The following is a 26,730-nucleotide window of genomic DNA, read 5'->3' as shown; positions in this document are numbered from 1 at the left end:
GAAATATTGTGTACTTTTGCCGGAGTTTTTTAACAATTCAAATTACTTCGAAAATGAAAATTGAGTTACGAACCTATCTGTTCACATTGTTGTTATTAGTTTCCAGTATATCAGCGAGGGCTGATGATGTAACCAAAGAGCCTGTTGGACTCACCTTGGATAGTACGGTTGTTGAAGCCGATTGCCAGACGTTCGGGCGGCGGTTGGACGACATCGTTATCACCCCGTCGCAGGATTATATGCTGCTGAAATTCCGTGACCTTACCAAAGATGGTAAATGGATAAAGTTCAAGGGAGATATAGGTGCCTATAGCCTGAAGGAGTCGAAGCTGCTGTGGACCCAGCCGTTCGACTTTAGTAATTCGACGGTCTATTGTACAAAGGGAGGTATACTCACAGTTAAGAACAATAACAAGGTGACCATGCTCAACCCTCATACCGGCGAGGTGATCTGGCAGTCAAAATTCTATCCTGCACAGGTCGATGACTCTACTCATATCGTGTTAGGCTATGCAGGTCGCCTCTCGGGTAAACTGAGTGCCTACGACATCACCTCGGGTCAGAAGTTATGGACCGTAAACATACCTCATGTAAAGAATTGGGGGTGGAATCATGTGATTCGTGAGGACTCTGTGCATTGGCTGGTGGTAGCCGATGATCTTAACCGATTGAACATTCTTACAGGCGAGGTGAGTTCTTACGATGCCAAGACTGGTGTGACCGATGTAAAAGCCTCTTTACTGCAGGGACTGGCGATGGTTGGTGGTGCTGTGGCGGGTGCTATGGTTTCGGGCGGTACTTACGTGCCTTACTTTTCTTATTATCCGAGTGGTATGACCGACTCGAATGTTATTAACCACTTGTACTCTAATGTGCTTCGTGACGACTCGCTTTATTACTTTGCCGACCGTCAGCATGTGGTGTGTCTCGATAGTATGATGAATACCGTCTGGAGCTATGACCTGCCGTCAAAGACTTCTGCTTTTTCGCAGATTGTAAGCAACGACAGTACACTCTATATGTTTAATCTGGGCTTTGGCATGCAGGATGGTGTACGCCGCAAAAAGATGGGGCGCCCGTTTATCGCTTCGTTCGACAAACGTACAGGCGCCTGCCGGTTTATGAACATGCTGAGTATTAAGAAGGATATGGTGGAAGATGCTGTGCTGACACCTGATGGCGCCTTCATGCTCTTCGACGACGCACTGGCTTATAAGCGCGAACTCAACGATTCCGCTGTAACCATCTCACCATGGCAGGTGGAAGAATATGGTAAGTTGAGTGGTATCATCACTCAACCTGTATATGCAGACTACAAATATCACGGCATGTTTGAGCTAATCGCTTCTGATGGCATCTTCTTTCCTGTCATAACAGAGAAAGGTGATATCCTCATGGTTGATAAGGAACTGCGTACAGCAGAGCATTTCCCTGCATCATCACTCTATTGGCCACTCTGTATGGTTGGCGATCGCATGTGTATATCTTCTTATGCCGGTGGTCAGCAGAATGTGTGGTTAGTAACACTGCAAGGTGTGCCCGAGCTGAAACTTACGATTCCCATCCATAGGGTAGGCATAGCCGGCAATAAGCTCTACCTGCACAACAACCGTGCTCTGTATTCTATCCCGCTCAACTAATCTATTCTCTTCTCTTCTTAAGTTGTAAGGGTACGACAGTTTCCAAGGTGAGTCTTCGAGTTTGAACTTCTTGGCACCTTCCTGCGTTTTAGGTGTACGGACGAGGGGGATGTCGGAGAGATCCATCAGGTAATAGTAATAGCCGAAGAGCTGGGTTAAGCAACCTCTTGCTGAATAGCGGGCCGATTCTCAAGCAGCCACGAGCCTCGGTCGTAATCGGCCGCCTCGTTATAAAGCACAATGTCGGTATTCATATTCTCGACGCCGCTGCAAAGCGGTCCTACTACACTGGTGGTATAGCGGGTCATTTTCTCACGTGTATCAACCTCTGATGGGTCGGGCAGTACGGGCAGATTCTTGTAGGCCTCGTCGAATGTGCTATACGAATACTTGGCTATCAGCGCTTTCTCTTCTTCCTTACTCAATTTAAAGTCGGTTCGCAGGCCATTACCTTCTCTGGCTGTGTAGTCCCAGAATATGTGCCCGCCCAGGTTCTGGGCGTAGTTACGATCCTCGGGCTCTACATAGAGAATCTTAGAGGAACTAACTTTTGCAGTACTGCTCTTAGTGGTGCTGGTTTTGGTTTTTGTCTGGCTTTTGGCCTTAGTTTGTGTTGTACTTTTGGCTTTAGCTTTTGTCTGTGCCTGCATGGGGGTAGCACCTGCCAGCAGCAATGCCGAAACACAGATGTAGAAATAATGTTTCATATAACTGACTAATTGATTTATTTTTTTTTAGAATCGTTATTATCGGCTGCATAGATACTAAAAAATAATAGATTAGCCATCATAAATGACACTTTCAGAACATATTATATGATTTATGGGACATTTTCAGGCTCATTGCGATCATAATAGAGGACGTTCAATTGAGCTAAATGCATCAGGTTAATTCACTTGGAATAGAGCTATTTCCGTTTTTTTAAGAGTTTTATTTGGAAGTTATCAAAAAAGTGCTTATATTTGCAGACGATAGCATAACAAAACTGTAAAAACTATAAATGTATGAAGCGATTGATATTTTTGACAATGGCGTTTTCGGTATTTATCCAGATGGGATGGGCCCAGAAGGATGTGGATACCTATGTGGCAGTAAACGAGGTTGAGGATCCTAATACCTTTGCCGTAATTATTTCGAATGAGCATTATAAGCACGAGGCCGCTGTGCCTTTCGCTCTGAACGATGGCGCTATCTTTAAGCGCTATCTGATAAAGACGCTTGGCGTGCCCGAGCAGAATATCAAGTATGTGGCTGATGCCTCGCTCAATGATATGAACTACAACCTGGCATGGTTGGAGAAGATTATCAACGTGAAGAAACAGCAGGCGCGTGCCATCGTGTACTATAGTGGACACGGCATGCCCGACGAGGACAGTAAGAAAGCTTATCTGCTGCCGGTAGATGGCTATAGCACCGAACCTTCAAGCGGTCTATCTACCGAGGTTCTCTACAAACGCTTAGGGGCGATGCCCGCCAAGCAGACTCTGGTGTTTCTGGATGCCTGCTTTAGCGGTTCGAAGCGTGAGGGCGACATGATGAAGGCTGCACGTGGCGTGGCTATCAAGGCCAAAAGCGCTCCAGTGACGGGTAACATGGTGGTATTCTCGGCTGCACAGGGCAACGAGACTGCCTATCCGCTCAAATCGAAAGAACACGGATTGTTTACCTACTTCCTGCTTGACAAACTTCAAAAGAGCGGTGGCGCCGTATCGTTAGGCGATCTGAGTGACTATGTGACCGAGAAGGTGTCGGAGACATCGATTGTAACCAACGACAAGAGTCAGACTCCCACTGTGACAGCGCCTGTAGGCTCTACCGACTGGCGTAAGTGGATGATGGCCGACAAGGCTGCCAAGAAGTTTGAGAACATGCCCAAGTTTGTACCAACTACACAGACACCGGCTGCTCAGCAGGGAGCACAGCAGGCTACACCAGCACAGCAGAGACCTGCACAGAAGTCGTTCCTGAAGAGGAGAACGACAACAACTAATGAGGAATAATTTAATCTTCAAAATTATAAATATTTACCTATGATGAAAAAGCTATTTGTGATGGCAGCAATGCTGCTGAGTGCAATGGGCGCTATGGCCCAAGATGACAAGCCTGCCGTACTGGTACAACAGTTTACCAATAAGAGCTCAGGCAAGGATGCTGTTGCTAATGCCGTACAGCAGTCGGTTGTATCGGGACTGGTTGGTACAAACCGCCTTAACGTGGTAGATGCTGGCACGATGACTGATCTGCCCACAGTGAAGAACGACCTGTTGGTATATCTGGGTGATAATGGTATCGGCTGGTTGGTTGAAGGCATCCTGAATTCAGTGAGCAGTGCTCACAAGTCGTCGACCGTTAGTGGCAAGACTACTTATTACTATGAGGGTAATGTGAACTATACGCTCACGCTGATTAATACAGAGACTGGTGTGACAGCCATCTCGGAGACTTATACCAATAGCAGTACCGGTGATTCGGAGACTGAGGCTATCACGGCAGCAGCCAATGGCGCTAAAGGTCGTATGGAGCGTTTCGTGCAGAATAACTTCAAGGTTGAGGCTACTGTTAAAGCACTCGACGAGGTTGACGCCAAGAAGGGTGTGAAAACCTGCTATATCAACATCGGTAGCAATATGGGTGTTGAGAACGGACAGATTTTCGAGGTGTTCGGACAGATTCAGGTTGCTGGCGAGAATGTAGATCGCAAGATCGGTGAGATCAAGGTTATCGAAGTGGTAAGCGGCACGATGTCGCGCTGCTCTACCAAGAGTGGTGGTCCTGCCATCAAGTCGGCTTTCGAAAACCAGCAGAAGATCACTGTACGCAGCCGTGCCAAGAAGGATATCCTTGGCGGACTGGGCAATCTGTTGAACTAAATTCGCTTATTTTTTGAGTGCTTGTTTAATGAAGCGGGGTGTGTAGCCCCGCTTATTATTTGCTACCTCTTCAGGGGTGCCTGCACAGAGTATCTCTCCACCTCCACGACCACCATCTGGACCGATATCGATAATCCAGTCGGCCTGTTTGATGACGTCGAGGTTGTGTTCGATAATAATCACGGTATTGCCACGATCAACCAACTGCTGCAGTACCTGCATCAGGATACGGATATCCTCGAAATGCAGACCTGTGGTGGGCTCATCGAGGATATACATGGTCTTGCCGGTATCACGTTTAGAGAGCTCGGTGGCTAATTTAATGCGCTGGCTTTCACCACCGGAAAGGGTCGTGGAGGGCTGGCCCAGTTTGATATAGCCTAAGCCCACATCCTGTATACTCTTGATCTTGCGCAGGATGTCGGGCACGTTCTCGAAGAATTCTACTGCCTGATTGATGGTCATATCGAGTACGTCGGCTATCGACTTGCCTTTGTAGCGCACTTCGAGTGTCTCGCGGTTATAGCGTTTGCCATGACAGTCCTCGCAGGGAACCTGGATGTCGGGCAGGAAATTCATTTCGATGGTTTTATAGCCGTTGCCACCACACGTTTCACAGCGACCGCCTTTCACATTGAATGAGAAGCGGCCGGGTTTGTAACCACGAATCTTGGCTTCGGGCAGGTTTACAAACAACGAACGGATATCGCTGAACACGCCAGTATAGGTGGCGGGGTTAGAACGCGGCGTGCGACCAATAGGGCTTTGGTCGACACTAACCACCTTGTCAATCAAGTCAAGTCCCTCGATACTGTCGTAAGGCATGGGGCGCTTCAGTGAGCGGTAGAAGTGCTGCGACAGGATGGGTTGCAGCGTCTCGTTGATGAGTGTTGACTTGCCGGAACCACTGACGCCTGTCACTACAATCAATTTGCCGAGAGGAAACTCGGCATCAATATGCTTGAGGTTATTGCCAGTGCAGCCTTTCAGTACGAGGCTTTGGCCAGAACCTTTACGACGTTCGCCGCAGGGAATGGTGAGTGAGCCATTCAGATACTGTGCTGTGAGCGTGTTGGTCTTCAACAGTTCGGCAGGTGTGCCCTGGAATACCACTTCACCGCCTTTGCGACCAGCTCGTGGACCGATATCTACCACATAGTCGGCACTGCGCATCATATCCTCGTCATGCTCAACAACGATTACAGTATTGCCGATGTCGCGTAGTTCCTTGAGTGAACTGATGAGTCGTTCGTTGTCGCGCTGATGCAGACCGATACTGGGCTCGTCGAGGATATAGAGCACATTGACGAGTTGTGAACCAATCTGGGTAGCCAGACGAATGCGCTGGCTCTCACCGCCTGAGAGCGAAGCCGACTGGCGGTTGAGCGACAGGTAGTCAAGCCCCACCTCAAGTAGGAAATCGAGTCGGGTTTTGATCTCCTTCAGGATTTCCTTGGCAATCTTGTGCTCCTGGGAGGTGAGTTTGTCACTGCCTTCCAGTTCATCAATCCATTGACGCAGGTCCTTCAGGTCCATCGTGGCCCATTCAGCAATGTTACGTCCCCCCACTGTATAAGAGAGGGCCTCACGGTTCAGACGCTGGCCATGGCATTCTGGGCAGGCGCATTCGGCCAGAAACTGGTCGGCCCACTTCTGCCCGGCACTCGAGTCATCACTCTCCATTACCGTACGCAGGTATTTGATGATGCCGTCGAACGATACGAAGTAGTCGCTCGTGGTGTGTATGAGTTCCTTGCTGATGCGCACATCTTCGAGCGAGCCGTAAAGCACTTCTGTCATGGCATCGTCAGGGATATCGTTGATAGGCGTATTGAGGTCGCACTCGTATTTCTTCAGGATGGCCTCAATCTGCCAGAAGATCATCTGATTCTTGTATTTGCCTAAGGGTACGATACCGCCTTCGCGGATAGTGGCATTTTTGTTGGGGATGACCTTGTCAAGGTCGATCTCGTTGATGACACCTAAGCCCTTACAGTGAGGACAGGCGCCTTGAGGTGAATTGAATGAGAAGTTGTTGGGCGCAGGGTCGCTATAGCTGATACCTGTCGTGGGACACATCAGACGTTTAGAGAAATGCTTCAGTTCGCCAGTGTCCTGATCGAGGATCATAATCAGCCCGTCGCCTTGTTTCATGGCGAGTGAAATAGTCTTCTGCAGGCGTTCAATATCTGGTGTCTCAGCCACTTTCATGCGGTCAATCACAACTTCGATGTCGTGATTCTTGTAACGGTCCACCTTCATGCCTTGGGTAATCTCTTTCAATTCGCCATCTACACGGATATGCAGGTAGCCTTTGCGGCGCATGCTCTCGAACAGTTCACGGTAGTGACCCTTGCGACTGCGTACAACAGGTGCCAGGATATAAATCTTATGACCGGCATAATCGTGGGTGATCATGTCGAGCACATGCTCTTCTGTATAGCGCACCATCTCTTCGCCAGTGGCAAAGCTGTAAGCACGACCTGCACGCGCAAAGAGCAGGCGTAGGTAGTCGTATATCTCGGTAGTGGTTCCCACTGTAGAACGTGGGTTCTTGTTGGTGGTTTTCTGCTCGATGCTGATAACCGGTGACAGACCAGTAATTTTATCAACATCGGGGCGTTCCATACCTCCGAGAAAATTTCGTGCATAAGCGGAGAACGTCTCGATATAACGGCGCTGGCCTTCGGCAAAGATTGTGTCGAACGCCAACGATGACTTGCCGCTACCACTCAGACCGGTAATCACGGTCAGGGAGTTGCGGGGAATCTCTACATCAATATTCTTCAGGTTGTGTACGCGTGCGCCGTACACGTTTATCTTATCGTCTTCTCTTTTCATCAACTATTCACTTGAAAAATACCCTCTCAGCAGATTCACGTCCTTGCGGATGTTATACACCACATCATCAGCACCGCGAGCCTTCACCAGTACATAGTAAACACCTTCTTTGACAGCATGCCCCTTATAGGTGCCGTCCCAACCTGTAGAGGGGTCGCTCCACTCGTAGAGTTTCTGTCCCCACCTATTAAATATATAGGCGTGGAACTCTACCAGGTTCTTGTACTCCTTGGGTTGGTAGATGTCGTTATGACTGTCGTTGTTGGGCGAGAATGCATTAGGCATGATAAGCTTGCTCTCGGAGCCTGTGGTGGCTGTCGAGTCGGTGGCGCTTGTGTCGGTCTGTGCGCAGGCCAAAAGCGAGGCAAACATGGCCCAAACGGTGAAGATTATCTGCTGAAATCTCATTTTTTACTTGTTTAAAGTGCAAAGTTACTAAATAATTCATAAATATTCTACCCCAATTCACAATTATTTTGTACTTTTGTACGCGAAATGACTAAAATTTGAATTTATGACTCGAGTTTTAAGATATTTTTTGTTCTTTTCCGCCTTCTGGATAGCAGTTGGTGTGGCCTCGGCTCAAAAGGGTGAACAGATACGCGGACTGCATAAAGTGAAGAAGAAGGAGACCATCTTCGGCATATCGCGTATGTATGAGATCACCATCGACCAGCTGATGGAGGCTAACCCCGAGATGAAGGAGCCCGATTTCAATCTGAAGAAAGGCACGGTGCTACGTATCCCTTTTCCAAAGCAGCAGCTGGCAACGGCTGTGGTGAAGGATGCCGATCCCGATGAAACAGACGATATCCGTAAGCGTGCCATCCGACTGGGTGTGATACTGCCGCTGCACAATGTGAATGGCGACGGCAAACGTATGGTGGAATACTATCGTGGCGTGTTGATGGCGTGCGACAGCTTGAAGCAGCGTGGCATCTCGGTTGATGTGCATGCCTGGAATGCTGCTGAGGATGGCGATATCCATCAGATACTGCATGACGAGGCTGCTGCTAAGTGTGACCTGATTATCGGTCCGCTCTATTCAAAACAGATGGATGCGATGTCGGCTTTTGTGGCTAAACATAAGATTAAACTATTAATTCCTTTTTCGATTAATGCGCCGCAACTGGCTGATAACCAATATATTTTTCAGGTTTATCAAAGTCATGTGACGCAGAACGCTTCAACGATTTCTCACTTTGTTCGCGGCTTTAAGAATTACCACACGGTAATCATTGATTGTAATGATTCGACCAGTCAGAAGGGGAGTTTTACGACGGCATTGCGCCGACAGTTGGAGCAGGAAAAGATGACATGCTCGATTACAAACCTCAAATCGGGCGAGAGTGATTTCTCGAAGGCTTTCAGCCGTACCAAACCCAATGTGGTGGTGCTGAATACTGGGCGCTCGCCCGAATTGGGCATCGCCTTCTCGAAGCTTAATGGTCTGAAGGTAACCGATCCCGATCTGGTGATCAATATGTTCGGTTATACCGACTGGCTCATGTATACCCGTACACATTTGGAGAATTTCTACAAGTTTAATACATATATCCCTTCGGTGTTCTACTACAATCCTTTGTCGGCATCGACCAAGCGTTTGCAGCAGAAGTTCCGTTGGAATTTCCATACCGACATGCAGAATCGCTTGCCACGATTGGCTATTACCGGTTTCGATCATGCTTACTATTTCCTGACCGGTATGCATCGTGAGGGTAGGAAGTTTATGGGTGTCAAGAGTCATCCTGACTATGTACAAACACCTTTGCAGTTTGAGCGCTATGGCAGTGGCGGTTTGAGAAATAATACACAATTGTTTGTTCACTACACACCCGACAATAGGGTTGAAACAATCAAGTTTTAGTGAATAGTGTTGACTGAAATAATGATGAGATATATTTTGAATGCGAAGTATGTGCGGGTGACTATAGTGATGCTATTCACTATTTACTGTTCATTGTTCACAGCTTCTGCGCAGGTAGGTGATTACCGTAATGACCTGGCCGTTGGTGTAAACGGCGGATACGTGATGAGTAATGTGGCATTTGTAACCAAGGTGCCACAATCACAGTTAGGCGGTATCACCGGAGGTCTGACAGCGCGTTATACGTGTGAGAAATATTTTAGTAGCATCTGTGCCGTTACGGCAGAGTTGAACTTTGCACAGATAGGTTGGAAGGAGAAGATATTGGACAAGCAGGATCAGCCTGTTCCATTGCATACCGATCCTACTCGGAATCTGGCTTATCAGCGTTCGATGACCTACGTGCAGATACCCTTGTTAGCCCGACTGGGTTGGGGACGTGAGCGTAATGGTCTGCAAGCGTTCATCCATTTAGGACCGCAGATCGGATTCTTCCTGAATGAGAAGACCACGACCAACTTTGATGTGCGTGAGGATGCCTTTAATCCAGAGAGTAAGGATTATCAGTATGGTAGTCTGCGATCATCGCAGGTGGTGGCACAGGATACGATGGTTGTTGAGAATAAGTTCGACTATGGCATCGCTGTCGGTGCTGGTCTGGAGTTCAGCAACCGTCATTTCGGTCATTTCATGATAGAGGGTCGTTACTATTATGGTCTGGGTAATATCTATGGTAATACTAAACGTGACTATTTCTCACGTTCCAACTTCGGTAATATCGTTATCAAGTGTACCTATCTCTTCGATGTGATAAGAACAAAGAATTCTAAAATCAAATAAAATAATTAATTTATGTTCGAAAATCAACCCAAAGGTTTATTTGCGTTGGCCTTGGCCAACACTGGTGAGCGCTTCGGTTATTACACCATGCTCGCCGTATTTGCATTGTTTTTGAGAGCTAACTATGGTTTGGACGCCGGTTGGGCAGGCGAAATCTACAGCGACTTCCTGATGCTGGTTTATTTCCTGCCTATCGTAGGTGGATGGCTGGCCGATAAGTTCGGTTTTGGCAAAATGGTTACCATCGGTATCCTGATTATGTTTGCTGGTTATCTGCTACTGTCTATTCCCCTGGGTGGCGACACATTCGCTCTGGTAGTGATGCTGGCTGCGTTGGTGCTGATAGGTTTCGGTACCGGACTGTTCAAGGGTAACCTACAGGTAATGGTAGGCGACCTGTATAACGATCCAAAGTATGCCAACAAGCGCGATGCCGGTTTCTCACTGTTCTACATGGCCATTAACATCGGTGCCCTGTTTGCTCCTACGGCAGCCGTACGTATCATGGAGTGGTCGCAGCAGAATCTGGGTACCAGCGTTAACGATAGCTATCACTTTGCTTTTGCTATCGCATGTGCATCGCTCATCCTCTCTATTGCTATCTACTACATCTTCCGTGGCACATTCCGCCATGTTGAGGGTGGCAATGGCAAGGCCGACAAGACTCAGGCTGCCAGCAACGAGCCCGAACTGACCAAGGAGGAGACAGCACAGCGCGTAGTTGCTCTGTGTCTGGTTTTCGCTGTGGTTATCTTCTTCTGGATGGCTTTCCACCAGAACGGTCTGTCGCTGACATACTTTGCTGACGAGTTTACAGCTAAGTCGGCTACCGGTGCCAACACTATGCCTTTCGATGTTATCAACCTAGTGATGATCATCTTCATCGTGTATGCTGGTTTCTCACTCTTCCAGAGCAAGACTCCAAAGGGTAAAGGCATCTCGGCTGCTATCATCCTGGTAGCACTCGGCATACTGGGCTATAAGTACACTCAGGCTACTGGCGAGGTCGCTATTTCGGCTCCTATTTTCCAGCAGTTCAACCCATTCTATGTAGTTGCACTTACACCTGTATCGATGGCTATCTTCAGTAGTCTGGCTAGCAAGGGCAAGGAGCCAACACCTCCACGTAAGATTGCCTATGGTATGTTGGTTGCTGCATCGGCATTCATCGTGATGATGCTGGCTTCGCAGGGACTGATGACTCCAAACGAGCAGAAGGCTGCTGGCGATGCTGCTACATTCGTATCGCCTTATTGGCTGATAGGTACCTACCTGATCTTGACATTCGGTGAGTTGCTGCTCAGCCCAATGGGTATCTCGTTTGTATCGAAGGTGGCTCCTCCAAAGCTGAAGGGACTGATGATGGGTGGATGGTTTGTATCTACCGCCATCGGTAACAAACTGGTAGGTGTTGGTGGTTACCTGTGGGGCGACATCAACCTGACAGTGGTTTGGGGCGTGTTCATCGCCGTATGCGTGGTTGCTGCCCTGTTTATGTTCGCCATGATGAAGCGTCTCGAAAAGGTTTGCTAAATGATTTCATTTATCCCATTTATAGTACTGATAGTACTTATCACATGTTGCGTTGCCGTATTCGGTAACGCAACATTGGATGGTGCCAGTCAGGTGTCGCTGTTGGCGGCATCAGCAGTGAGTGTGGTGATAGGTCACTTCTCGAAGCGGTTGGAGTGGGAGAATCTAGAAAAAGAGATAACGGATAAGATAGCCAGTTGTACACCGGCTATCATTATCCTCTTATTGATTGGTGCCATCGGTGGTACCTGGATGGTATCGGGCATTGTGCCTACGATGATTTACTATGGCATGCAGATAATCCGACCAGAGGTGTTCTTGGTGAGCAGCAGTGTGCTGTGTGCCTTGGTGAGTCTGATGATCGGTTCGTCGTGGACGACTGTAGCCACCATAGGTGTCGCTTTGATGGGTATCGGCAAGGCTCATGGTTTCGACGATGGCTGGATTGCCGGTTCAATTATCACAGGTGCCTACTTTGGCGATAAGCTGTCGCCATTGAGTGATACAACGGTGCTGGCTTCGAGTGTATCGGGTACGCCGCTGTTTACGCATATACGCTACATGCTTTACACAACAGTGCCCAGCTTTATCATTTCGCTGTCCATCTTCCTGGTAGCAGGACTGATGATGAATGTATCAGGACATGGCAATGTGCAGGAATTCATGGACGGCCTACAGCATACGTTCGTCATCTCACCTTGGTTACTGTTTGTGCCTGTGTTGACGGGTGTAATGATTGCGCGTCGCTGGCCTTCGATGGTGGTGCTGTTTTTGGCTATATTATTGGCCGCGGTCGTAGGATTGCTGGTACAGCTGGAGCTGATCCGTCAGATATCTGGTCATGATGGCTTTCTGTCGTCGTATAAAGGTATGATGCAGGTGTGCTACGGCAGTACGAACATTGAGACGGGGGTGCCGATGCTGAATGATCTGGTGCAGACCAGCGGTATGGGCGGTATGATGCCTACTATCTGGTTGATTATCTGTGCACAGACTTTCGGTGGCGCGCTGACGGCTACCGGACAGTTGCAGGATCTGATGAAGGTAGTGCTGCGCTGGGTGCGTGGTACAGCATCTATGGTGGCATCGACTGTTGGTACGTCACTGTTCTGTAATATTGCGATGGCTGATCAGTATCTGTCAATCATGTTGGCCAGTTCGATGTTCAAGGATGTGTATAAGAACCGTGGCTACGAAGCCCGTTTGCTCAGTCGCAGTTGTGAGGACGGTGCTACGGTAACCTCGGTTCTGGTGCCCTGGAATACTTGCGGACTTACGCAGAGTACGGTGCTCGGTGTGGCTACGCTGACCTATCTGCCGTACTGTTTCTTTAATATCCTGTCGCCTATTACGAGTATCGCTGTAGCAGCACTCGGGTGGAAGATTAAACGGAAATGATTCTCAGTCTGCTACTATCGGGATTCTTTACATTGGTCGAACTGAACTGTGAAAACTTGTTCGACTATATGCACGATGACGGAAAACAAGATACGGAATACTTGCCGGAAGCAACACGTCATTGGAATTTCTATCGTTATTGGCATAAACTGAACAACGTAGCTCAGGAACTGATTTCCTGTTCGGATGAGCATATCCCTGACCTGATAGCGCTCTGTGAGGTGGAGAACGATTCGGTGTTGCATGATCTGACAAAGCGTTCGTTACTTCGAAATGCGGGTTATGAATACCTGATGACCTCTTCTCCTGATCAGCGTGGTATCGATGTGGCGTTATTGTATTCTCCCTTTACGTTTGCACCGATTCGTCACTATTCCATTAGGGTGCAGCCTGTGACTGGCATGCGACCAACACGTGACGTCTTGTATGTGTGCGGTGAGACGGTATCGGGCGATACGCTCCATGTATTTGTGGTGCATCAGCCTAGTAGATTTGGTGGCGAAAAATACAGCCGTCCTTTCCGTATGGCGGTAGCTGAGCGGGTGTGCGCATCGGTTGACTCTATCCGTGCTGTCGTTCCTCATGCGCAGCTGCTGATAGCAGGCGACTTCAATGATGGTGCTGATAGTCCGAGTATGACGATATATGCCCAGCATGGACTGGTGAACCTCTCAAAGAAGGCGCAGGGTGACCACGGTGTGAAAGGCACATATCGTTATCAGGGCGAGTGGGAGAGCATTGACCATGTTCTGGCAACTACAGTTATGTCAAGTAGAGTGGATACAGCATTGATTCATGCGCCGCTTTTCTTATTGGAAAAGGAACCGCGCTATAGTGGCTATCGTCCCAAAAGAACTTATAATGGCATGCGCTATCAGTCTGGTTACAGCGATCATCTGCCGCTGATAGTGCGCTTTACTTTTTGATATTTGGTAATTGCAAACCATAGTGCTTATGCTTATCGATAAGCAATATGGCAACGGCTGTCAGTGAAGCACCTAAGGCGGTGAAGCCGAAAATCAGCATTGAAGTGGTATAAGTGGTATCAGCCTCGTTAGCGCGTCCTACAAACATTGGGATGATGGCACGACCGAAATTCTGGATAAAGAATATCATTGAGTAGGCTGTGCCTAAGCATTTCATGGGAATAATCTTGGGAACGCATGGCCATAAGGCTGCAGGAGCCAGTGAGTAGCCGATGCTGAGGGTCACCATCAGCGCAATCGCAATCGTGCTGCTATGCATCGGCAGTGAGAATCCGAAGTGGACAGCGGTAAGCATAAGCGCACCAGTAATGACCAGTGTGACGCCCTTGCCATACTTATCGTAGATGGCACCAAACAAGGGGGTCATCAGGATGGTTCCGAATGGGGCTATCGATGAGAAGAAACCTGCGATATCCGGATCAACGCCATATTTCATCACCATCAGCTTGGTAGAGAACTTGAGGAATGGTGATACAGCCGAGTAGAAAAGTACGCAGAATAAGGTAATCAACCAAAAGCCGGGATTGCGTAAGGTGATGAGGATATCACCCCAGTGGAACTCTTCGCTTGAATCACTATCGGTTTCATTTGCTTGGTATGTTGTGTTATCATCCAATTTCTTATCCATCACGCAGAATACCAGGAACGCCAGCAGACCGATTACCAAGAAGGCTGCCGCCACCAATAATGGTGTGGATAGCGTATAATGGCGGGCTATTGGAGCAGAAATACTCAGGGCAGCAGCAGTGCCCAGTCGTGCCATAGCTAACTGAATGCCCATAGCTAAGGCTAACTCATGGCCGGTAAACCAGCGTACCATCGCTTTCGATACGGTGATGCCAGTCATCTCGTAGCCTACACCGAATACTGCAAAACCAAGTGATGTAACTGCTACCGACATGGGCAATTGGAAACCGAAGATGATGATGTTGGTAGAGTCGAAATCAGTGGTGACGCCATAGAGTTTCAGCAGTGTGCCGATGATCATCAACGAACAGGCTAATACACCCGTAAAACGGATGCCCATCTTGTCGAGAATCAGTCCCGAGAAGAAGAGCATCAATAGGAATACATTGATAAAGCTGCCGGCGCCAGAGAAGAAACCATAGTCAGAGGGTGTCCAACCTAAACCTCCTTGACTTCTGGGCTGTTCGAGGATGGCTTCGAGTGGCGACATCACGTCATTAACGAAATAGCCCATCATCATGGCTGTAGCCACGATGATGAGCACTGTCCACCTCGCAAAAGGCGAGTCGTTTAATCGTTGACGGATAGCTTTATTCACTATTCACAAAACACTAATCACTTCTTTTTTACCGGATCGCAAGTCAAACCACAACCGAGTTTCTTGAAGATCTTGCGGTCTACCTCGCTCAGCATAACTGTGGTGTGAACCTGACAGCCGCGCAGCTTTGGCAACTGCTCAAGAGCTTTACGGCAATTATCGTCGTCGTTAGAGAGTACACTCAGGGCCACAAGCACCTCGTCGGTATGCAGACGTGGGTTCTTACCACCCAGGTATTCTATCTTAGTCTTCTGAACGGGTTCAATCAGACTCTGTGGAATCAGTTTTGCCTCGTGGTCGATTTCTGCCAGATGTTTCATAGCATTGATGAGCAGAGCAGCACTGCATCCCAGCAATGGTGTTGACTTGGCTGTGATGATGGTGCCATCTTCAAGTTCGATAGCAGCTGCTTGCTGACCGGTTTCGATCTTCTTCTCGTAAGCAGCTGTTGTAACAGGACGGAAGGCGGTTGTAATCTTAGCCTGATTGAAGAGCATACGTATCTTGTTTACTTCGCTCTCGTTGTCGGCACCGTCGGCCATCTTGTTGGTGGCATCGTAGAATCTGCGGATAATCTCATCTTTTGATGCTTTACAGCATACCTCATCATCGCTGATGCAGAATCCAATCATATTTACGCCCATATCTGTAGGCGACTTGTATGGGTTCTCACCATAGATTCCCTCGAAGAGTGCATTCAATACGGGGAAGATCTCGATGTCGCGATTGTAGTTTACTGCAGTCTTGTTGTATGCCTCCAGATGGAAGGGGTCAATCATGTTCACATCGTTCAGGTCGGCAGTAGCTGCCTCGTAGGCGATGTTTACAGGGTGCTTCAAAGGCAGATTCCATACGGGGAAGGTCTCGAACTTAGCATATCCGGCACGGATGCCGCGCTTGTTTTCGTTGTAGAGCTGGCTCAGGCAGGTAGCCATCTTACCGCTACCAGGACCAGGAGCTGTTACAATAACGAGTGGACGTGAGGTCTCTACGTAATCATTCTTGCCGAAACCTTCGTCGCTTGCAATCAGCTCCACGTTGTGGGGATAGCCGTCGATGGGGTAGTGGATATACGATTTGATACCTTCACGCTCCAGACGATGACGGAACTGGTCGGCAGCATGCTGACCATTGTAATGGGTGATTACAACGCTACCTACCATGAAGTTACGTCCCATGAATTCGTCGCGCAAGCGTAGCACATCCTCGTCGTAGGTGATGCCGAGGTCGGCACGAACCTTGTTCTTCTCGATATCTTCAGCGCTGACTACAATGACAATTTCGATGCTGTCACGTAGCTGACCTAACATGCGGAGTTTTGAGTCAGGCTTGAAACCAGGCAGAACACGTGATGCATGGTGGTCATCGAAGAGCTTACCACCTAACTCCATATAAAGCTTGCCATCGAACTGAGCAATGCGCTCCTTGATATGCTCAGACTGAATCTTGAGATACTTGTCGTTGTCGAAACCGATTTTCATAATTATTCTGTGATGTTTGGAAGTTCAAGACCAATACCTTTCTTCTTATCTACTACCTTCAGTACGAAGCCCAGGATGAGAGCTGCCACACCGAGTGATGCCAGCATAACCAGCGGAGCGGTGTAATCGAACTGAGTAGGATCGGTGACATTGGGGTTGGTGGCGTCGAGCACCTTGCCGATGAGCAGTGGGAACAGCCACAGACCTATATTCTGAATCCAGAAAATCAGAGCGTAGGCCGAACCGATCACCTTGGCATCAACCAACTTGGGTACTGAAGGCCAAAGGCTGGCGGGTACCAATGAGAACGAAGCGCCCAGTACCAGGATGGTGGTGTAGGCAATGATGATACCACCCACAGCATTGCCCTTGAACATAGGCAGTACGAAGGCGAAGGTGAGGTGACAGGCAATCAGCAGGATAGAACCTAATACCAGCATAGTAGCTGCCTTACCGTGATGGTCGAGATAGCTACCAAGGATAGGAGTGATGAGCACTGCCAGCAGTGGGAATACAGCGAAGATACTCTCGGCCGACTGGCGCATGAAGCCCATATAGCAGTAGGTAATAAGTGCAATGATTGACAGGCCCAGCAGACCGTACTTCAGGTTGGCTTTCTTCTGGAAGTTTGAAGCGAAACCAGCAGCAGCCACAATCAGCATGATGATATACTGAACGATGGTAACATCGGGATGTGCCCAGAACGAATCAGCATCAGGAGCAGTCAGTGTGAGATTACACTGCAACATGTTTACAGCATACTTCTGGAAGGGGAAGATTGCTGAATAGTACAGTACACAGAGCAGGGCTACAATCCAGAAACCTGTATCGGTCAGGATCTTACCCAGGTCAGAAATCTTGAAAGGATCGTCCTTCTCCTCAGCCTCGCCAGTCTGTGCATCCAGCTTCTGGTCCATGAAGAAGTAAACGATGGTCATGATGAGTGCGATACACATCAGTACCACTCCGAAGGCTACTGAACGGCTGACTGACACCTCACCACCCAGACGGGCAAAGAATGGTGAGAAGATCATACAGGTGGCTACACCCAGACGGGCGAGTGCCATCTCTGAACCCATAGCGAGCGCCATCTCACGGCCTTTGAACCATTTTACGATACCACGGCTAACGGTGATACCAGCCATCTCGCAGCCGCAACCGAAGATCATGAATCCGCAAGCTGCAAACTTGGCTGATGCAGGCATGCCGGCATAGAATGGCGATACACCGAGTTCGTCGAATCCTGGAATATAATTCAGGTTGTTATTAAACCAAGTCTCGAGTCCGGTTCCGATAAAGCTTTCGCTTACGGCATACCACTTTACACAGGCACCAACCACCATCACAGCAGCTGAAAGCACAGCGGTGAAACGAACGCCCATCTTGTCGAGGATGATACCTGCGAAGATGAGGAAGAACACGAACACGTTGAGGAATACCTCAGAACCCTGCATGGTACCGAATGCGGTAGAGTCCCAACCACGGGTCTCCTGCATCAGGTCTTTGATAGGTGAGAGGATGTCCATAAAGATATAGGCACAGAACATAGCGAGTGCCAGAAGTAAAAGCGCGGTCCAGCGCATACCAGCGCTGTCGCGGAGGGTCTTTTGAATTGCTTGAGTCATTATCTTGTCTTTATTTAATTACTTTTTCGTATTTATTCCCATATTCGGAACGTTTTATTCCCACGTTGGGAATATATTATTCCCACACTGGGAATCTATTGTTCCCAACGTGGGAATGTATGGCTTGCTTATTTCAACCAACGGTCTAACCAATTGAAGAAGGTGCGCTGCCACAGTACACCGTTCTGTGGTTTCAATACCCAGTGGTTCTCATCGGGGAAGATGAGTAACTCTGCAGGGAGTCCCTTCATGCGGGCTGCATTGAAGGCTGCCATACCCTGAGTGGCATTGATGCGATAGTCCTTCTCGCCGTGGATGACGAGGATTGGGGTATCCCACTTCTCTACGAACTTATGTGGAGAGTTGTGGTAGGTCTTCTTGGCGTTGGGCAGCTGTGGACGGTGCCAGTAAGCCTCGTCGTACTCCCAGTTAGAGAACCAGTTCTCCTCTGTCTCCAGATACATGGCTGCCAGATTGAAGGCACCATCGTGGGAGATGAAGGCCTTGAAACGCTTGTCGTGATGACCTGCGAGATAGTAAACAGAGAAACCACCGAACGATGCACCTACGGCACCCAGATGATCCTTATCTACGTATGGCAGGTTATTGGCTGCATCGTCGATAGCCGATAGATAGTCGTTGATGCACTGACCAGTCCAGTCGCCAGAAATTTCCTCTAGCCATTCCTGACCGAATCCAGGCAATCCGCGACGGTTAGGGGCTACAACTACATAGCCTTGAGAGGCCATGATCATGAAGTTCCAGCGATAGCTCCAGAACTGCGAAACAGGACTCTGAGGACCGCCCTCGCAGAACAGCAGGGTGGGGTACTTCTTAGTCTCGTCGAAGTTGGGAGGTAGGATAATCCAGGTAAGCATCTCCTTGCCATCTGTAGTCTTCACCCAACGCTGCTGAACGGTTGGCTTGGCCAACTGGTCCAGAATATGCTTGTTCTCGAAAGTAAGCTGAGTGGTCAGTGTCTTCTCAGGCTTCTTGAAATTCGGAGTTACGATATACAGGTCGGCAGGCGATGTGTAGTTATGGCGCTCCATCAACAGTTGCTTGCCGTTGTTCATCAGGTGAATCTGACCGAAGTCATCCCAAGTATTAGTCAACTGCTTCAGCTCCCCCTTCCAATTAATGGCGTAGAGGTTAACGGTAGCGTGCCAGACACCGATGAAGTAGATCATCACGTCCTTAGAATCGCTCCATACGAAATCGTCAACGCCTGAGTCGAAGCTCTCTGTTACGTATTTCTTCTCGCCAGTAGCTAAGTTGTAAACGCACAGACGGTTACGATCTGACTCATAGCCATCGTGTTCCATCGATGTCCAAGCTACGTACTTGCCATCAGGTGAGAACTTGGGATTCTGGTCGTAACCCACGTTGTTCTTCAGGTTCTCCTTGGCATTCACACTCTGGTACTTCAGCGACTTGGTGGGGTCAACCTCGGGTGCTTGATAATCAGCAGGCTTGCATAGATTCTTGGTCTCGCGCGTACCTATATTATATAAATAGATATCAGAGTCGGTTGAGATAGAATACTCCAAGCCAGTCTTCTTGCGGCAGGTATAGGCAATCGACTTGGAGTCGGGTGCCCAGGCCAATTGCTCGATACCACCGAATGGTTCCATAGGGCACTCGTAGGGCTCACCCTCAAGAATGTCGATGCCGTCTTTGATACCATCCTCAGTCACATCGGCAACGAAGGGGTGCTGAATAGACTCCACATAGTGGTCCCAGTGGCGATACATCAGGTCGGTTACCAGTCGGCCAGAAGCCTTTGGCAGATCGTCTGGGTTCTTCTTGATAATCTCATGGAACTCGAGCGAGTGAAGGAGAATAACCTTCTTGCCATCAGGCGAGAACTTGAAACCCTCGATAGCCTTTGAGGTCTTTGAAATCTGCTTGCGGTCAGAACCGTCGGGGTTCATAGTCCACAGCTGTCCACCACTCAGAAAGGCAATCTTACCCTGATACCAGGTAGGATCGGTCTCGCTCTTGCTGCCTGTGGTCAGTGTGGTGTTGCCAGTACCATCGGCATTGATGATGGCAATCTTCTGCTGACTCTTGTTCGCCTTGACGCTGTAGTAGCCAATCTGATAAACAATCTGCTTACCATCAGCCGAAGCTTCAGCTGCACCTACACGTCCCATAGCCCAAAGAGCCTCTGGGGTCATCAGGTTGCTGTTCAGTTTGATATTTTGTTTGCCTATCTTCACGTTATCTTCTGCTTTTACAGGACTGCTTAAGAGTGCAAGTCCCATCAGTAAAACTGGAATACTAAATCTCTTCATAAGTTTTATTTCCTTTGTTGGTTCATACGCTGTTTCTGTAGTTCCTCAGCCTGCTTCTGCATAGCCTCCAGACGGGCAGCTAAGCCAGATGTCTTCTTCTGAGGATTATTTTTGTTTTCCTTGTATTTTGCCTCAAGAATGGCGAGCAACTTCTCGTCGTTGGTAGTCTTGCGGAGTGTCCACATGATAGTAGCCGACATGAATAATGAGATGAAGTAGTAGAAGTTCAAACCGGATGAGTAATCATTGAACATGAAGAAGAACATCACTGGCATGAGGTACATCATCCACTGCATCATCTTCATCTGCTCAGCCTGCTGACCAACCATCTGATCCTTCTGCTGGCGCATGGTCATATACGAGTACAGAATCTGGGCCACACAGAACAGGATGCAGGTCAGCGACAGGTGGTCGCCGATACCCCAGATGTTGGTGCCCCATTCGATGATAGGATCGTAGGTTGATAGGTCGCTGATCCACAGGAATGACTCGCGACGCAGCTGGATAGCGTTAGGCACGAAGAAGAACATAGCCATCCAGATTGGGAACTGAATCAGCATTGGCAGACAGCCACCCAGAGGCGATACGCCATACTGTGAGTACAGCTGCATCATGGCCTGCTGTTTCTTCATCTGGTCCTCAGGCTTGTCGTACTGCTTGGTTGCCTCGTCGAGTTTTGGTTTCAGCACACGCATCTTGGCTGATGACATGTAGCTCTTCTTTACCATAGGATAGGTGATAACCTTCAACAGCAGGGTAATCAGTATCAGAACGATACCCATAGAGAAACCCCATGAGGTGAGCCAGTCGAATACGTAGATGGTGAACCAACGGTTAATCCAGCGTACCAGCCACCAACCCAGGTTTACTAACTGCTCCAGGTCGAGATCCTTGCCAAAAGTGCTCTGCTGCTCAACGTCTTGAATCAAGCGGAAGTCGTTAGGACCGATATACATCTCGAACTCGGTAGCCTTAGCACCTGTTGGGTCGAAAGTAGTCTTCAGCTTGGCACCCATCTGTTTCAGATAGCCTGAGCCTTTCTGCTGTGGAATGCTGGTCAGCAGTGAGTTGGCTGCAAAGTTATCCTTCGAGATAAGGGCTGCCGAGAAGAACTGGTTTTTGAAAGCCACCCAGTCGAGCTGCTCCTCAATCTCCTTGTCAATCTCTTCTGAACCCTCATCAATATTCTTAGTACCACTGTTAGCCTTCTTGTAGGTAACCGAAGTGTAGCGGTTCTCGAAAGTAAAGCCTTTCTCCTGCTGACGAACAAGGTCGTTCCATTCGATGTTCATCTCCTGATAGTTAGGAGCAAACATACCCTGCAATCCGTTGGCTTTCAAACTGAAGTGCAGCATATAGTCTTTGCCCAGCACGTAGTTGAACTCGATGCTGCCACCATTGCCAGCCTGAGCCGTCATGGTGAGTGTAGAGTCTGTGACGTTCGATGGTGTGAAAAACAGGTCCTTGGTGATGATGTTCTCCGACTTGCCTGCCAGCATGAAGTTCATCTGCTGGGTCTTCTCGTCGAAGAGCGTCACACCCATACCGTCTTCCAGATTCTCGAAACCTTTGATCACTGCTTTAGCCAGTGTACCGCCTTTTGTGTTGAATGTCAGCTCAACCTTGTCGTTCTTCAGTACAACGGGTTCGTTCTTACCGCTTAACGATGCGTAGAAAAGAGCTGTTGTGTCACCCTGAACAGCTGCATCAGCCTGTGCTTTACGTGCTACCTCTTCTGCTTTCTGCTTCTTGGCGGCATTCTGCTGTGTCACTGTTGCAATGCTGTCTTGTTTTCTTGCGGCCTCTATTTCCTCCTGCGAAGGCTGGTTATACCAGCTGAAGCCGATAAGCACCAGCGCAATGAGGACAAAGCCGATAATAGTGTCTTTATTCATTTTATTTTGCTTTTTTATTAATGTACGCGTAAATCAAGGTGCAAAATTACGAAAAAAATGCGAAAAGAATGCATTCTATAGCCAAAAAATTGTATCTTTGCACCTGATATGAGAAAAGTAGCATTATTATTTGCAGCTTTTTGTGCGCTCAGCGCCTCTGCTGCTCAGCCTAAAGATACGTTGGATGGGCGCTTTTATCGCCTGTTCGCGCCTGTGACTTTTTATCACAACGTAGCCAACAAATCGCTTTCATTCGAGTCGGATGCTGCAGGTAAGGATCCTGTGGCAGATGCTATCGATGCTGCGCTGATGCATATTTACTTGAATCGTCCAGATCTGGTGAATAGTACAGAGACTGAGTTGCTGGAAACGGGTAAGATTCGTAAGGATGTGGATAAGCCACTTAAGAATCAGGTGAAGCTGGTTGAGAAAGTTGAAGGTCCGGTGATTGACACCCCTGATGATGTGCCTACAACCGTTCTGATTCAGAAACCGGATTTCTGGACTAAAAAGGGTGATGGCTATCTGCAGTTCATGCAGAACTACGTGAGTGGCAACTGGTATAAGGGTGGTGAAAGCAACTACTCGATGGTAGGTGCTCTGACACTGGAGGCTAACTACGATAACAAGAACAAGTGGAAGTGGGATAATAAGTTGGAGATGAAACTTGGTTTCCTGCGTTCACGTACCGACTCTGTGCATAAGTTCAAGTCTAATGAAGACCTGATCCGTTTGACCAGTAAGGTGGGACTTCAGGCAGCCAAGAACTGGTACTACACTTTGCAAGTGCTGGCTTACACGCAGTTTACACAGGGTCTGAAGTCTAACGACCATAATACTTACTCTGACTTCTTTTCGCCTTTCAATCTGAACTTCGGTCTTGGTATGGATTACAAGGTGGCTTCGAAGAACAAGAAACTGAATGGTACGGTCAATATGTCACCCATTGCAGTCAACTATCGCTATGTTGATCGCTTGGCGCTTGCTCCAAGCTATGGCTTGAAGGAAGGTAGACATTCTATGGTTGACTTTGGTTCGCAGTTGACAGCTGATGTTAGCTGGAAAATGAACGATGTGATTACATGGAAGTCACGCCTCTATGCATTCACGTCGTATAAGCGTACTGAAATCGAGTGGGAAAACACTTTCTCTCTGCGAGTATCTAAGTATATCTCAGCCAACCTGTTCCTCTTCCCCCGTTTCGACGATACGGGTACGAAGGATGGCGACTTGGGATATCTTCAGTTCAAAGAGTATAGTTCTATCGGATTTACTTATGGATTCTAAAACAAAAGCCCGCTTACTTCAAGCGGGCTTTTGTTTTATTGAGCTTCTGTCATTTCTCCCTCAATATAGAGGCGTGTCATTTCAACTACTCCGTTGGTTCGGATGGTGATTGACTTTTTGAAGTGACCTGGGAACTTTCCTGTACCGTTATAGGTTACTTTTATTTCACCCTTTTCGCCTGGCTGAATCGGGGTCTTGGTGTACTCAGGTACGGTGCAGCCGCAGCTGGCTACGGCCTGATTGATGACCAAAGGCTGCTCGCCTACGTTGGTGTAGGTAAATGTGTAAGTAACAACAGGACTCTTCTCTGAGAAAGTGCCGAAATTATGCGTCAGTTTATCAAACTTAATCTCAGCAGGTTTCTGAGCCAGAGCGGCTGTCAAACCGCAAACAAGCATCAATGCTATAAATGCAATCTTTTTCATCTTTTTATTCGTTTAAATGATTAAATCAGTGCAAAGTTACTATAAAATTACGAATTAATGACGAAGAATTAAGAAATATGTTTGTCTATTATCAATTTTTTATGTAATTTTGCACCTTAAATGAATAAATAGCAATTAAATATGTATAGAAGTAAGACTTGTGGAGAGCTTCGGCTCCAGGATGCAGGCAGTGTGGTAACACTGGCCGGATGGGTACAGCGCAGTCGTAAGATGGGCGGTATGACCTTCGTTGATCTTCGCGATCGTTATGGCTTGACTCAGCTTGTTTTCAACGAGGCTGACAATGCAGAGCTCTGCGAGCGTGCCAACAAACTTGGTCGTGAATTCTGTATTCAAATCAAGGGTGAAGTGAGCGAGCGCCAGAGTAAGAACCCTAAGATGCCTACTGGTGATATTGAAATTCTTGTAAAGGAGTTGAACGTATTGAGCGAGAGTCTCACACCTCCTTTTACCATTGAAGATAATACAGATGGCGGTGATGATATCCGTATGAAATACCGTTATCTCGATTTGCGTCGTGCGGCTGTTCGTAAGAATCTTGAGCTGCGTCACCGCATGACTATCCTGATTCGTAACTTCCTCGATGCTAAGGAGTTTATCGAGGTTGAGACTCCAATTCTCATTGGTTCTACTCCAGAGGGAGCGCGCGACTTTGTGGTTCCTTCTCGTATGAACCCAGGTCAGTTCTATGCACTTCCCCAGTCACCTCAGACTTTGAAGCAGTTGCTGATGGTATCTGGCTTCGACCGTTATTTCCAGATAGCGAAATGCTTCCGTGATGAGGACTTGCGTGCCGACCGTCAGCCTGAGTTTACTCAGATTGACTGCGAGATGTCGTTTGTTGATCAGGAGGATGTGCTCCAGATTTTTGAGGATCTGGCTCGTCATCTGTTCAAAGAGGTGCGTGGAATCGAATTGCCTGCACTTCAGCGTATGACTTGGCATGAGGCTATGCGCCGTTTCGGTTCGGATAAGCCCGACTTGCGTTTCGGTATGGAGTTTGTCGAACTGATGGACCAGCTTAAGGGTACAGGCATGTTCCCTGTATTCAACGAGGCTAACTATATCGGTGGTATCTGTGTACCAAGTTGTGCTAACTATTCTCGTAAGCAGCTCGATGAGTTGACTGATTTTGTTAAGCGTCCTCAGGTGGGAGCTAAGGGCTTGGTTTATGTCAAGTTTAATGAGGATGGTACCGTTAAGTCGTCTATCGATAAGTTCTATACACCAGAGGTGTGGGCTCAGGTCAAGGAGGCAATGGGCGCCAAGGATGGCGACCTCGTGCTGATTCTGAGTGGTGACAATGCTAACAAAACGCGAGTTCAGCTCTGTACTCTCCGTTTGGAGATGGGTGACCGTCTTGGACTTCGCGATAAGGATAAGTTCGTTTGTCTGTGGATTGTCGATTTCCCATTGTTCGAGTGGAGCGATGAGGAGCAGCGCCTGATGGCTACTCACCACCCATTCACGATGCCAAATCCTGATGATATTCCTCTGTTGGATACCGATCCTGCTAAAGTTCGTGCCGTAGCTTACGACTTCGTTTGCAATGGTGTTGAGGTTGGTGGCGGTTCACTCCGTATCCATGATGGAAAGTTGCAGGAGAAGATGTTCCAGATTCTGGGCTTCACCCCAGAGCGTGCGATGGCTCAGTTTGGTTTCTTGATTAATGCTTTCAAATATGGAGCACCTCCTCACGCAGGTCTGGCCTTTGGTCTGGATCGTTTCGTAAGTCTGATGGCAGGTCTCGATAGTATCCGCGATTGTATTGCGTTCCCCAAGAATAACAGTGGTCGCGATGTAATGCTCGATGCACCTGGTGAGTTGGATCAGAAACAGTTAGATGAGTTGAATCTACAGGTTGAACTGCGTTCTACCTCATCCTCGCAAGGCAGTGAATAAAGTTCACTGCGCTTGCTTCGCTCGTTGGTTGACCTACATCAAGAATAGTTTGCGTTCTGCTAAAAAAGCCTAAAAATCAGTAAGTTGTCTGAAATAAAAACGGTATTTTTGCAGTCGAAAATTAACAGAAGTTTATAACTTCAATATAAGTATTAATTTTTTAGAACTATGGCAGAAAAGAAAGCAACAACTAAGAAGGCTACCGAGACAAAGGCAGCCGTAGCTAAAAAGACAACTGTAAAGAAGGCTACAGCTCCTAAGGCAGCAGCAAAGACTGTTCTCGCAATCAATGCAGAGAATATTGGTTTTAAGGCAGGTGATGTATATCAGGCACTTGCAGCAGCAGAAAAGGCTCTCAGCGTAAAAGAGATTGCAAAGGCTGCAAAGATTTCTGAGGAGGAGACTCTTCTTGGTTTGGGTTGGCTCTTCAAGGAGGGCAAGCTCGCTAATGATGGTGAAAAAGTTACATTGGCATAAGCCTCTTAACAAATGATAGAAAGAAGGTCGGTAATCGCTTTTACCGACCTTTTTTTACCC

At 48.1% G+C, this 26,730-nt stretch carries 19 protein-coding genes and 1 pseudogene; 11 read left to right on the top strand and 9 right to left on the bottom strand.

What is annotated here, in order from left to right; translation table 11 throughout:
* Positions 1-53: 53 nt before the first annotated feature.
* Positions 54-1,640: a PQQ-binding-like beta-propeller repeat protein gene (locus T491_RS0111480; protein WP_028904019.1), complete on the top strand. Its 1,587-nt coding sequence runs from the start codon at positions 54-56 to the stop codon at positions 1,638-1,640.
* 155 nt (positions 1,641-1,795) lie between these two features.
* Here T491_RS0111480 and T491_RS0111475 read toward each other — a convergent pair whose 3' ends face one another.
* Entirely contained in the window at positions 1,796-2,347 is a 552-nt protein-coding gene (locus tag T491_RS0111475; protein ID WP_028904018.1) for a hypothetical protein, read from the bottom strand.
* Positions 2,348-2,644: 297 nt separating this feature from the next.
* Here T491_RS0111475 and T491_RS16415 point away from each other — a divergent pair, with 297 nt between their 5' ends.
* Both T491_RS16415 and T491_RS0111465 read left to right on the top strand, forming a co-directional pair.
* Positions 2,645-3,640, top strand: coding sequence for a caspase family protein (locus tag T491_RS16415; RefSeq protein ID WP_081773358.1), 996 nt, complete (start codon positions 2,645-2,647; stop codon positions 3,638-3,640).
* 30 nt (positions 3,641-3,670) lie between these two features.
* Complete coding sequence (locus T491_RS0111465) at positions 3,671-4,510, top strand: hypothetical protein (protein WP_028904016.1); 840 nt, start codon at positions 3,671-3,673, stop codon at positions 4,508-4,510.
* A gap of 6 nt (positions 4,511-4,516) precedes the next feature.
* Here T491_RS0111465 and uvrA read toward each other — a convergent pair whose 3' ends face one another.
* Both uvrA and T491_RS0111455 read right to left on the bottom strand, forming a co-directional pair.
* The gene (gene uvrA, locus T491_RS0111460) at positions 4,517-7,351 is read right to left on the bottom strand and encodes an excinuclease ABC subunit UvrA (RefSeq protein WP_028904015.1); all 2,835 of its coding nucleotides are present in this window, start codon (positions 7,349-7,351) and stop codon (positions 4,517-4,519) included.
* 3 nt (positions 7,352-7,354) lie between these two features.
* A pseudogene (locus tag T491_RS0111455) lies at positions 7,355-7,654 on the bottom strand (gliding motility-associated C-terminal domain-containing protein); the annotation flags it as partial.
* A gap of 211 nt (positions 7,655-7,865) precedes the next feature.
* On the opposite strand from T491_RS0111455, the gene T491_RS0111450 reads away from it, so the two are divergent.
* The 5 genes from T491_RS0111450 to T491_RS0111430 are packed head-to-tail and all read left to right on the top strand — an operon-like array spanning position 7,866 to position 13,915.
* Entirely contained in the window at positions 7,866-9,218 is a 1,353-nt protein-coding gene (locus T491_RS0111450) for a LysM peptidoglycan-binding domain-containing protein (protein WP_028904013.1), read from the top strand.
* 24 nt (positions 9,219-9,242) lie between these two features.
* Positions 9,243-10,058: a porin family protein gene (locus tag T491_RS0111445; protein WP_369699759.1), complete on the top strand. Its 816-nt coding sequence runs from the start codon at positions 9,243-9,245 to the stop codon at positions 10,056-10,058.
* Between the two features lie 12 nt (positions 10,059-10,070).
* A complete protein-coding gene (locus T491_RS0111440; RefSeq protein WP_028904011.1) occupies positions 10,071-11,591 on the top strand; it encodes a peptide MFS transporter in 1,521 nt (506 codons plus the stop codon).
* Positions 11,592-12,989, top strand: a complete 1,398-nt coding sequence (locus T491_RS0111435; protein WP_028904010.1) for a Na+/H+ antiporter NhaC family protein — start codon at positions 11,592-11,594, stop codon at positions 12,987-12,989.
* Entirely contained in the window at positions 12,986-13,915 is a 930-nt protein-coding gene (locus T491_RS0111430) for an endonuclease/exonuclease/phosphatase family protein (RefSeq protein WP_028904009.1), read from the top strand. Before T491_RS0111435 ends, T491_RS0111430 begins: the two co-directional genes overlap by 4 nt.
* Here T491_RS0111430 and T491_RS0111425 read toward each other — a convergent pair.
* The 5 genes from T491_RS0111425 to yidC form a co-directional block, all read right to left on the bottom strand.
* On the bottom strand, positions 13,905-15,260 hold the full coding sequence (locus T491_RS0111425) for an MFS transporter (RefSeq protein ID WP_028904008.1): 1,356 nt from the start codon (positions 15,258-15,260) through the stop codon (positions 13,905-13,907). The genes T491_RS0111430 and T491_RS0111425 overlap by 11 nt on opposite strands.
* A 17-nt stretch (positions 15,261-15,277) precedes the next feature.
* Positions 15,278-16,741 carry a DUF1846 domain-containing protein gene (locus tag T491_RS0111420; protein ID WP_028904007.1) on the bottom strand — a complete coding sequence of 488 codons (1,464 nt, stop codon included), beginning with the start codon at positions 16,739-16,741 and terminating at the stop codon, positions 15,278-15,280.
* A 2-nt stretch (positions 16,742-16,743) separates the two neighbouring features.
* Positions 16,744-18,366 carry an MFS transporter gene (locus T491_RS0111415; RefSeq protein ID WP_028904006.1) on the bottom strand — a complete coding sequence of 541 codons (1,623 nt, stop codon included), beginning with the start codon at positions 18,364-18,366 and terminating at the stop codon, positions 16,744-16,746.
* Positions 18,367-18,494: 128 nt separating this feature from the next.
* Positions 18,495-20,663, bottom strand: a complete 2,169-nt coding sequence (locus T491_RS0111410) for a S9 family peptidase (RefSeq protein WP_028904005.1) — start codon at positions 20,661-20,663, stop codon at positions 18,495-18,497.
* Positions 20,664-20,668: 5 nt separating this feature from the next.
* Positions 20,669-22,558, bottom strand: a complete 1,890-nt coding sequence (yidC, locus tag T491_RS0111405) for a membrane protein insertase YidC (protein ID WP_028904004.1) — start codon at positions 22,556-22,558, stop codon at positions 20,669-20,671.
* Between the two features lie 108 nt (positions 22,559-22,666).
* On the opposite strand from yidC, the gene T491_RS0111400 reads away from it, so the two are divergent.
* A complete protein-coding gene (locus tag T491_RS0111400; RefSeq protein WP_028904003.1) occupies positions 22,667-23,845 on the top strand; it encodes a DUF3078 domain-containing protein in 1,179 nt (392 codons plus the stop codon).
* A 35-nt stretch (positions 23,846-23,880) separates the two neighbouring features.
* Here the strand turns inward: T491_RS0111400 and T491_RS0111395 are convergent, their stop codons facing one another.
* Positions 23,881-24,270: a DUF1573 domain-containing protein gene (locus T491_RS0111395; RefSeq protein WP_028904002.1), complete on the bottom strand. Its 390-nt coding sequence runs from the start codon at positions 24,268-24,270 to the stop codon at positions 23,881-23,883.
* A gap of 141 nt (positions 24,271-24,411) precedes the next feature.
* Here T491_RS0111395 and aspS point away from each other — a divergent pair, with 141 nt between their 5' ends.
* Both aspS and T491_RS0111385 read left to right on the top strand, forming a co-directional pair.
* Complete coding sequence (gene aspS, locus T491_RS0111390; protein ID WP_028904001.1) at positions 24,412-26,193, top strand: aspartate--tRNA ligase; 1,782 nt, start codon at positions 24,412-24,414, stop codon at positions 26,191-26,193.
* A gap of 168 nt (positions 26,194-26,361) precedes the next feature.
* Entirely contained in the window at positions 26,362-26,670 is a 309-nt protein-coding gene (locus T491_RS0111385) for a winged helix-turn-helix domain-containing protein (protein ID WP_028904000.1), read from the top strand.
* Positions 26,671-26,730 lie beyond the last annotated feature (60 nt).

It is taken from the genome of Prevotella sp. P6B4 (genome assembly GCF_000619985.1).
GTDB lineage: Bacteria > Bacteroidota > Bacteroidia > Bacteroidales > Bacteroidaceae > Prevotella.
Note: the sequence above shows the minus strand (reverse complement) of the source record. Positions and strands in the feature narration are given on the sequence as shown.

What these genes read in the sequence shown, in the direction of transcription:
- T491_RS0111480 (WP_028904019.1), top strand. Translation starts at nt 54, where the DNA reads ATGAAAATTGAGTTACGAACCTATCTGTTCACATTGTTGTTATTAGTT.
- T491_RS0111475 (WP_028904018.1), bottom strand. Translation starts at nt 2,347, where the DNA reads ATGAAACATTATTTCTACATCTGTGTTTCGGCATTGCTGCTGGCAGGT.
- T491_RS16415 (WP_081773358.1), top strand. Translation starts at nt 2,645, where the DNA reads ATGAAGCGATTGATATTTTTGACAATGGCGTTTTCGGTATTTATCCAG.
- T491_RS0111465 (WP_028904016.1), top strand. Translation starts at nt 3,671, where the DNA reads ATGATGAAAAAGCTATTTGTGATGGCAGCAATGCTGCTGAGTGCAATG.
- uvrA (WP_028904015.1), bottom strand. Translation starts at nt 7,351, where the DNA reads ATGAAAAGAGAAGACGATAAGATAAACGTGTACGGCGCACGCGTACAC.
- T491_RS0111450 (WP_028904013.1), top strand. Translation starts at nt 7,866, where the DNA reads ATGACTCGAGTTTTAAGATATTTTTTGTTCTTTTCCGCCTTCTGGATA.
- T491_RS0111445 (WP_369699759.1), top strand. Translation starts at nt 9,243, where the DNA reads ATGAGATATATTTTGAATGCGAAGTATGTGCGGGTGACTATAGTGATG.
- T491_RS0111440 (WP_028904011.1), top strand. Translation starts at nt 10,071, where the DNA reads ATGTTCGAAAATCAACCCAAAGGTTTATTTGCGTTGGCCTTGGCCAAC.
- T491_RS0111435 (WP_028904010.1), top strand. Translation starts at nt 11,592, where the DNA reads ATGATTTCATTTATCCCATTTATAGTACTGATAGTACTTATCACATGT.
- T491_RS0111430 (WP_028904009.1), top strand. Translation starts at nt 12,986, where the DNA reads ATGATTCTCAGTCTGCTACTATCGGGATTCTTTACATTGGTCGAACTG.
- T491_RS0111420 (WP_028904007.1), bottom strand. Translation starts at nt 16,741, where the DNA reads ATGAAAATCGGTTTCGACAACGACAAGTATCTCAAGATTCAGTCTGAG.
- T491_RS0111415 (WP_028904006.1), bottom strand. Translation starts at nt 18,366, where the DNA reads ATGACTCAAGCAATTCAAAAGACCCTCCGCGACAGCGCTGGTATGCGC.
- T491_RS0111410 (WP_028904005.1), bottom strand. Translation starts at nt 20,663, where the DNA reads ATGAAGAGATTTAGTATTCCAGTTTTACTGATGGGACTTGCACTCTTA.
- yidC (WP_028904004.1), bottom strand. Translation starts at nt 22,558, where the DNA reads ATGAATAAAGACACTATTATCGGCTTTGTCCTCATTGCGCTGGTGCTT.
- T491_RS0111400 (WP_028904003.1), top strand. Translation starts at nt 22,667, where the DNA reads ATGAGAAAAGTAGCATTATTATTTGCAGCTTTTTGTGCGCTCAGCGCC.
- T491_RS0111395 (WP_028904002.1), bottom strand. Translation starts at nt 24,270, where the DNA reads ATGAAAAAGATTGCATTTATAGCATTGATGCTTGTTTGCGGTTTGACA.
- aspS (WP_028904001.1), top strand. Translation starts at nt 24,412, where the DNA reads ATGTATAGAAGTAAGACTTGTGGAGAGCTTCGGCTCCAGGATGCAGGC.
- T491_RS0111385 (WP_028904000.1), top strand. Translation starts at nt 26,362, where the DNA reads ATGGCAGAAAAGAAAGCAACAACTAAGAAGGCTACCGAGACAAAGGCA.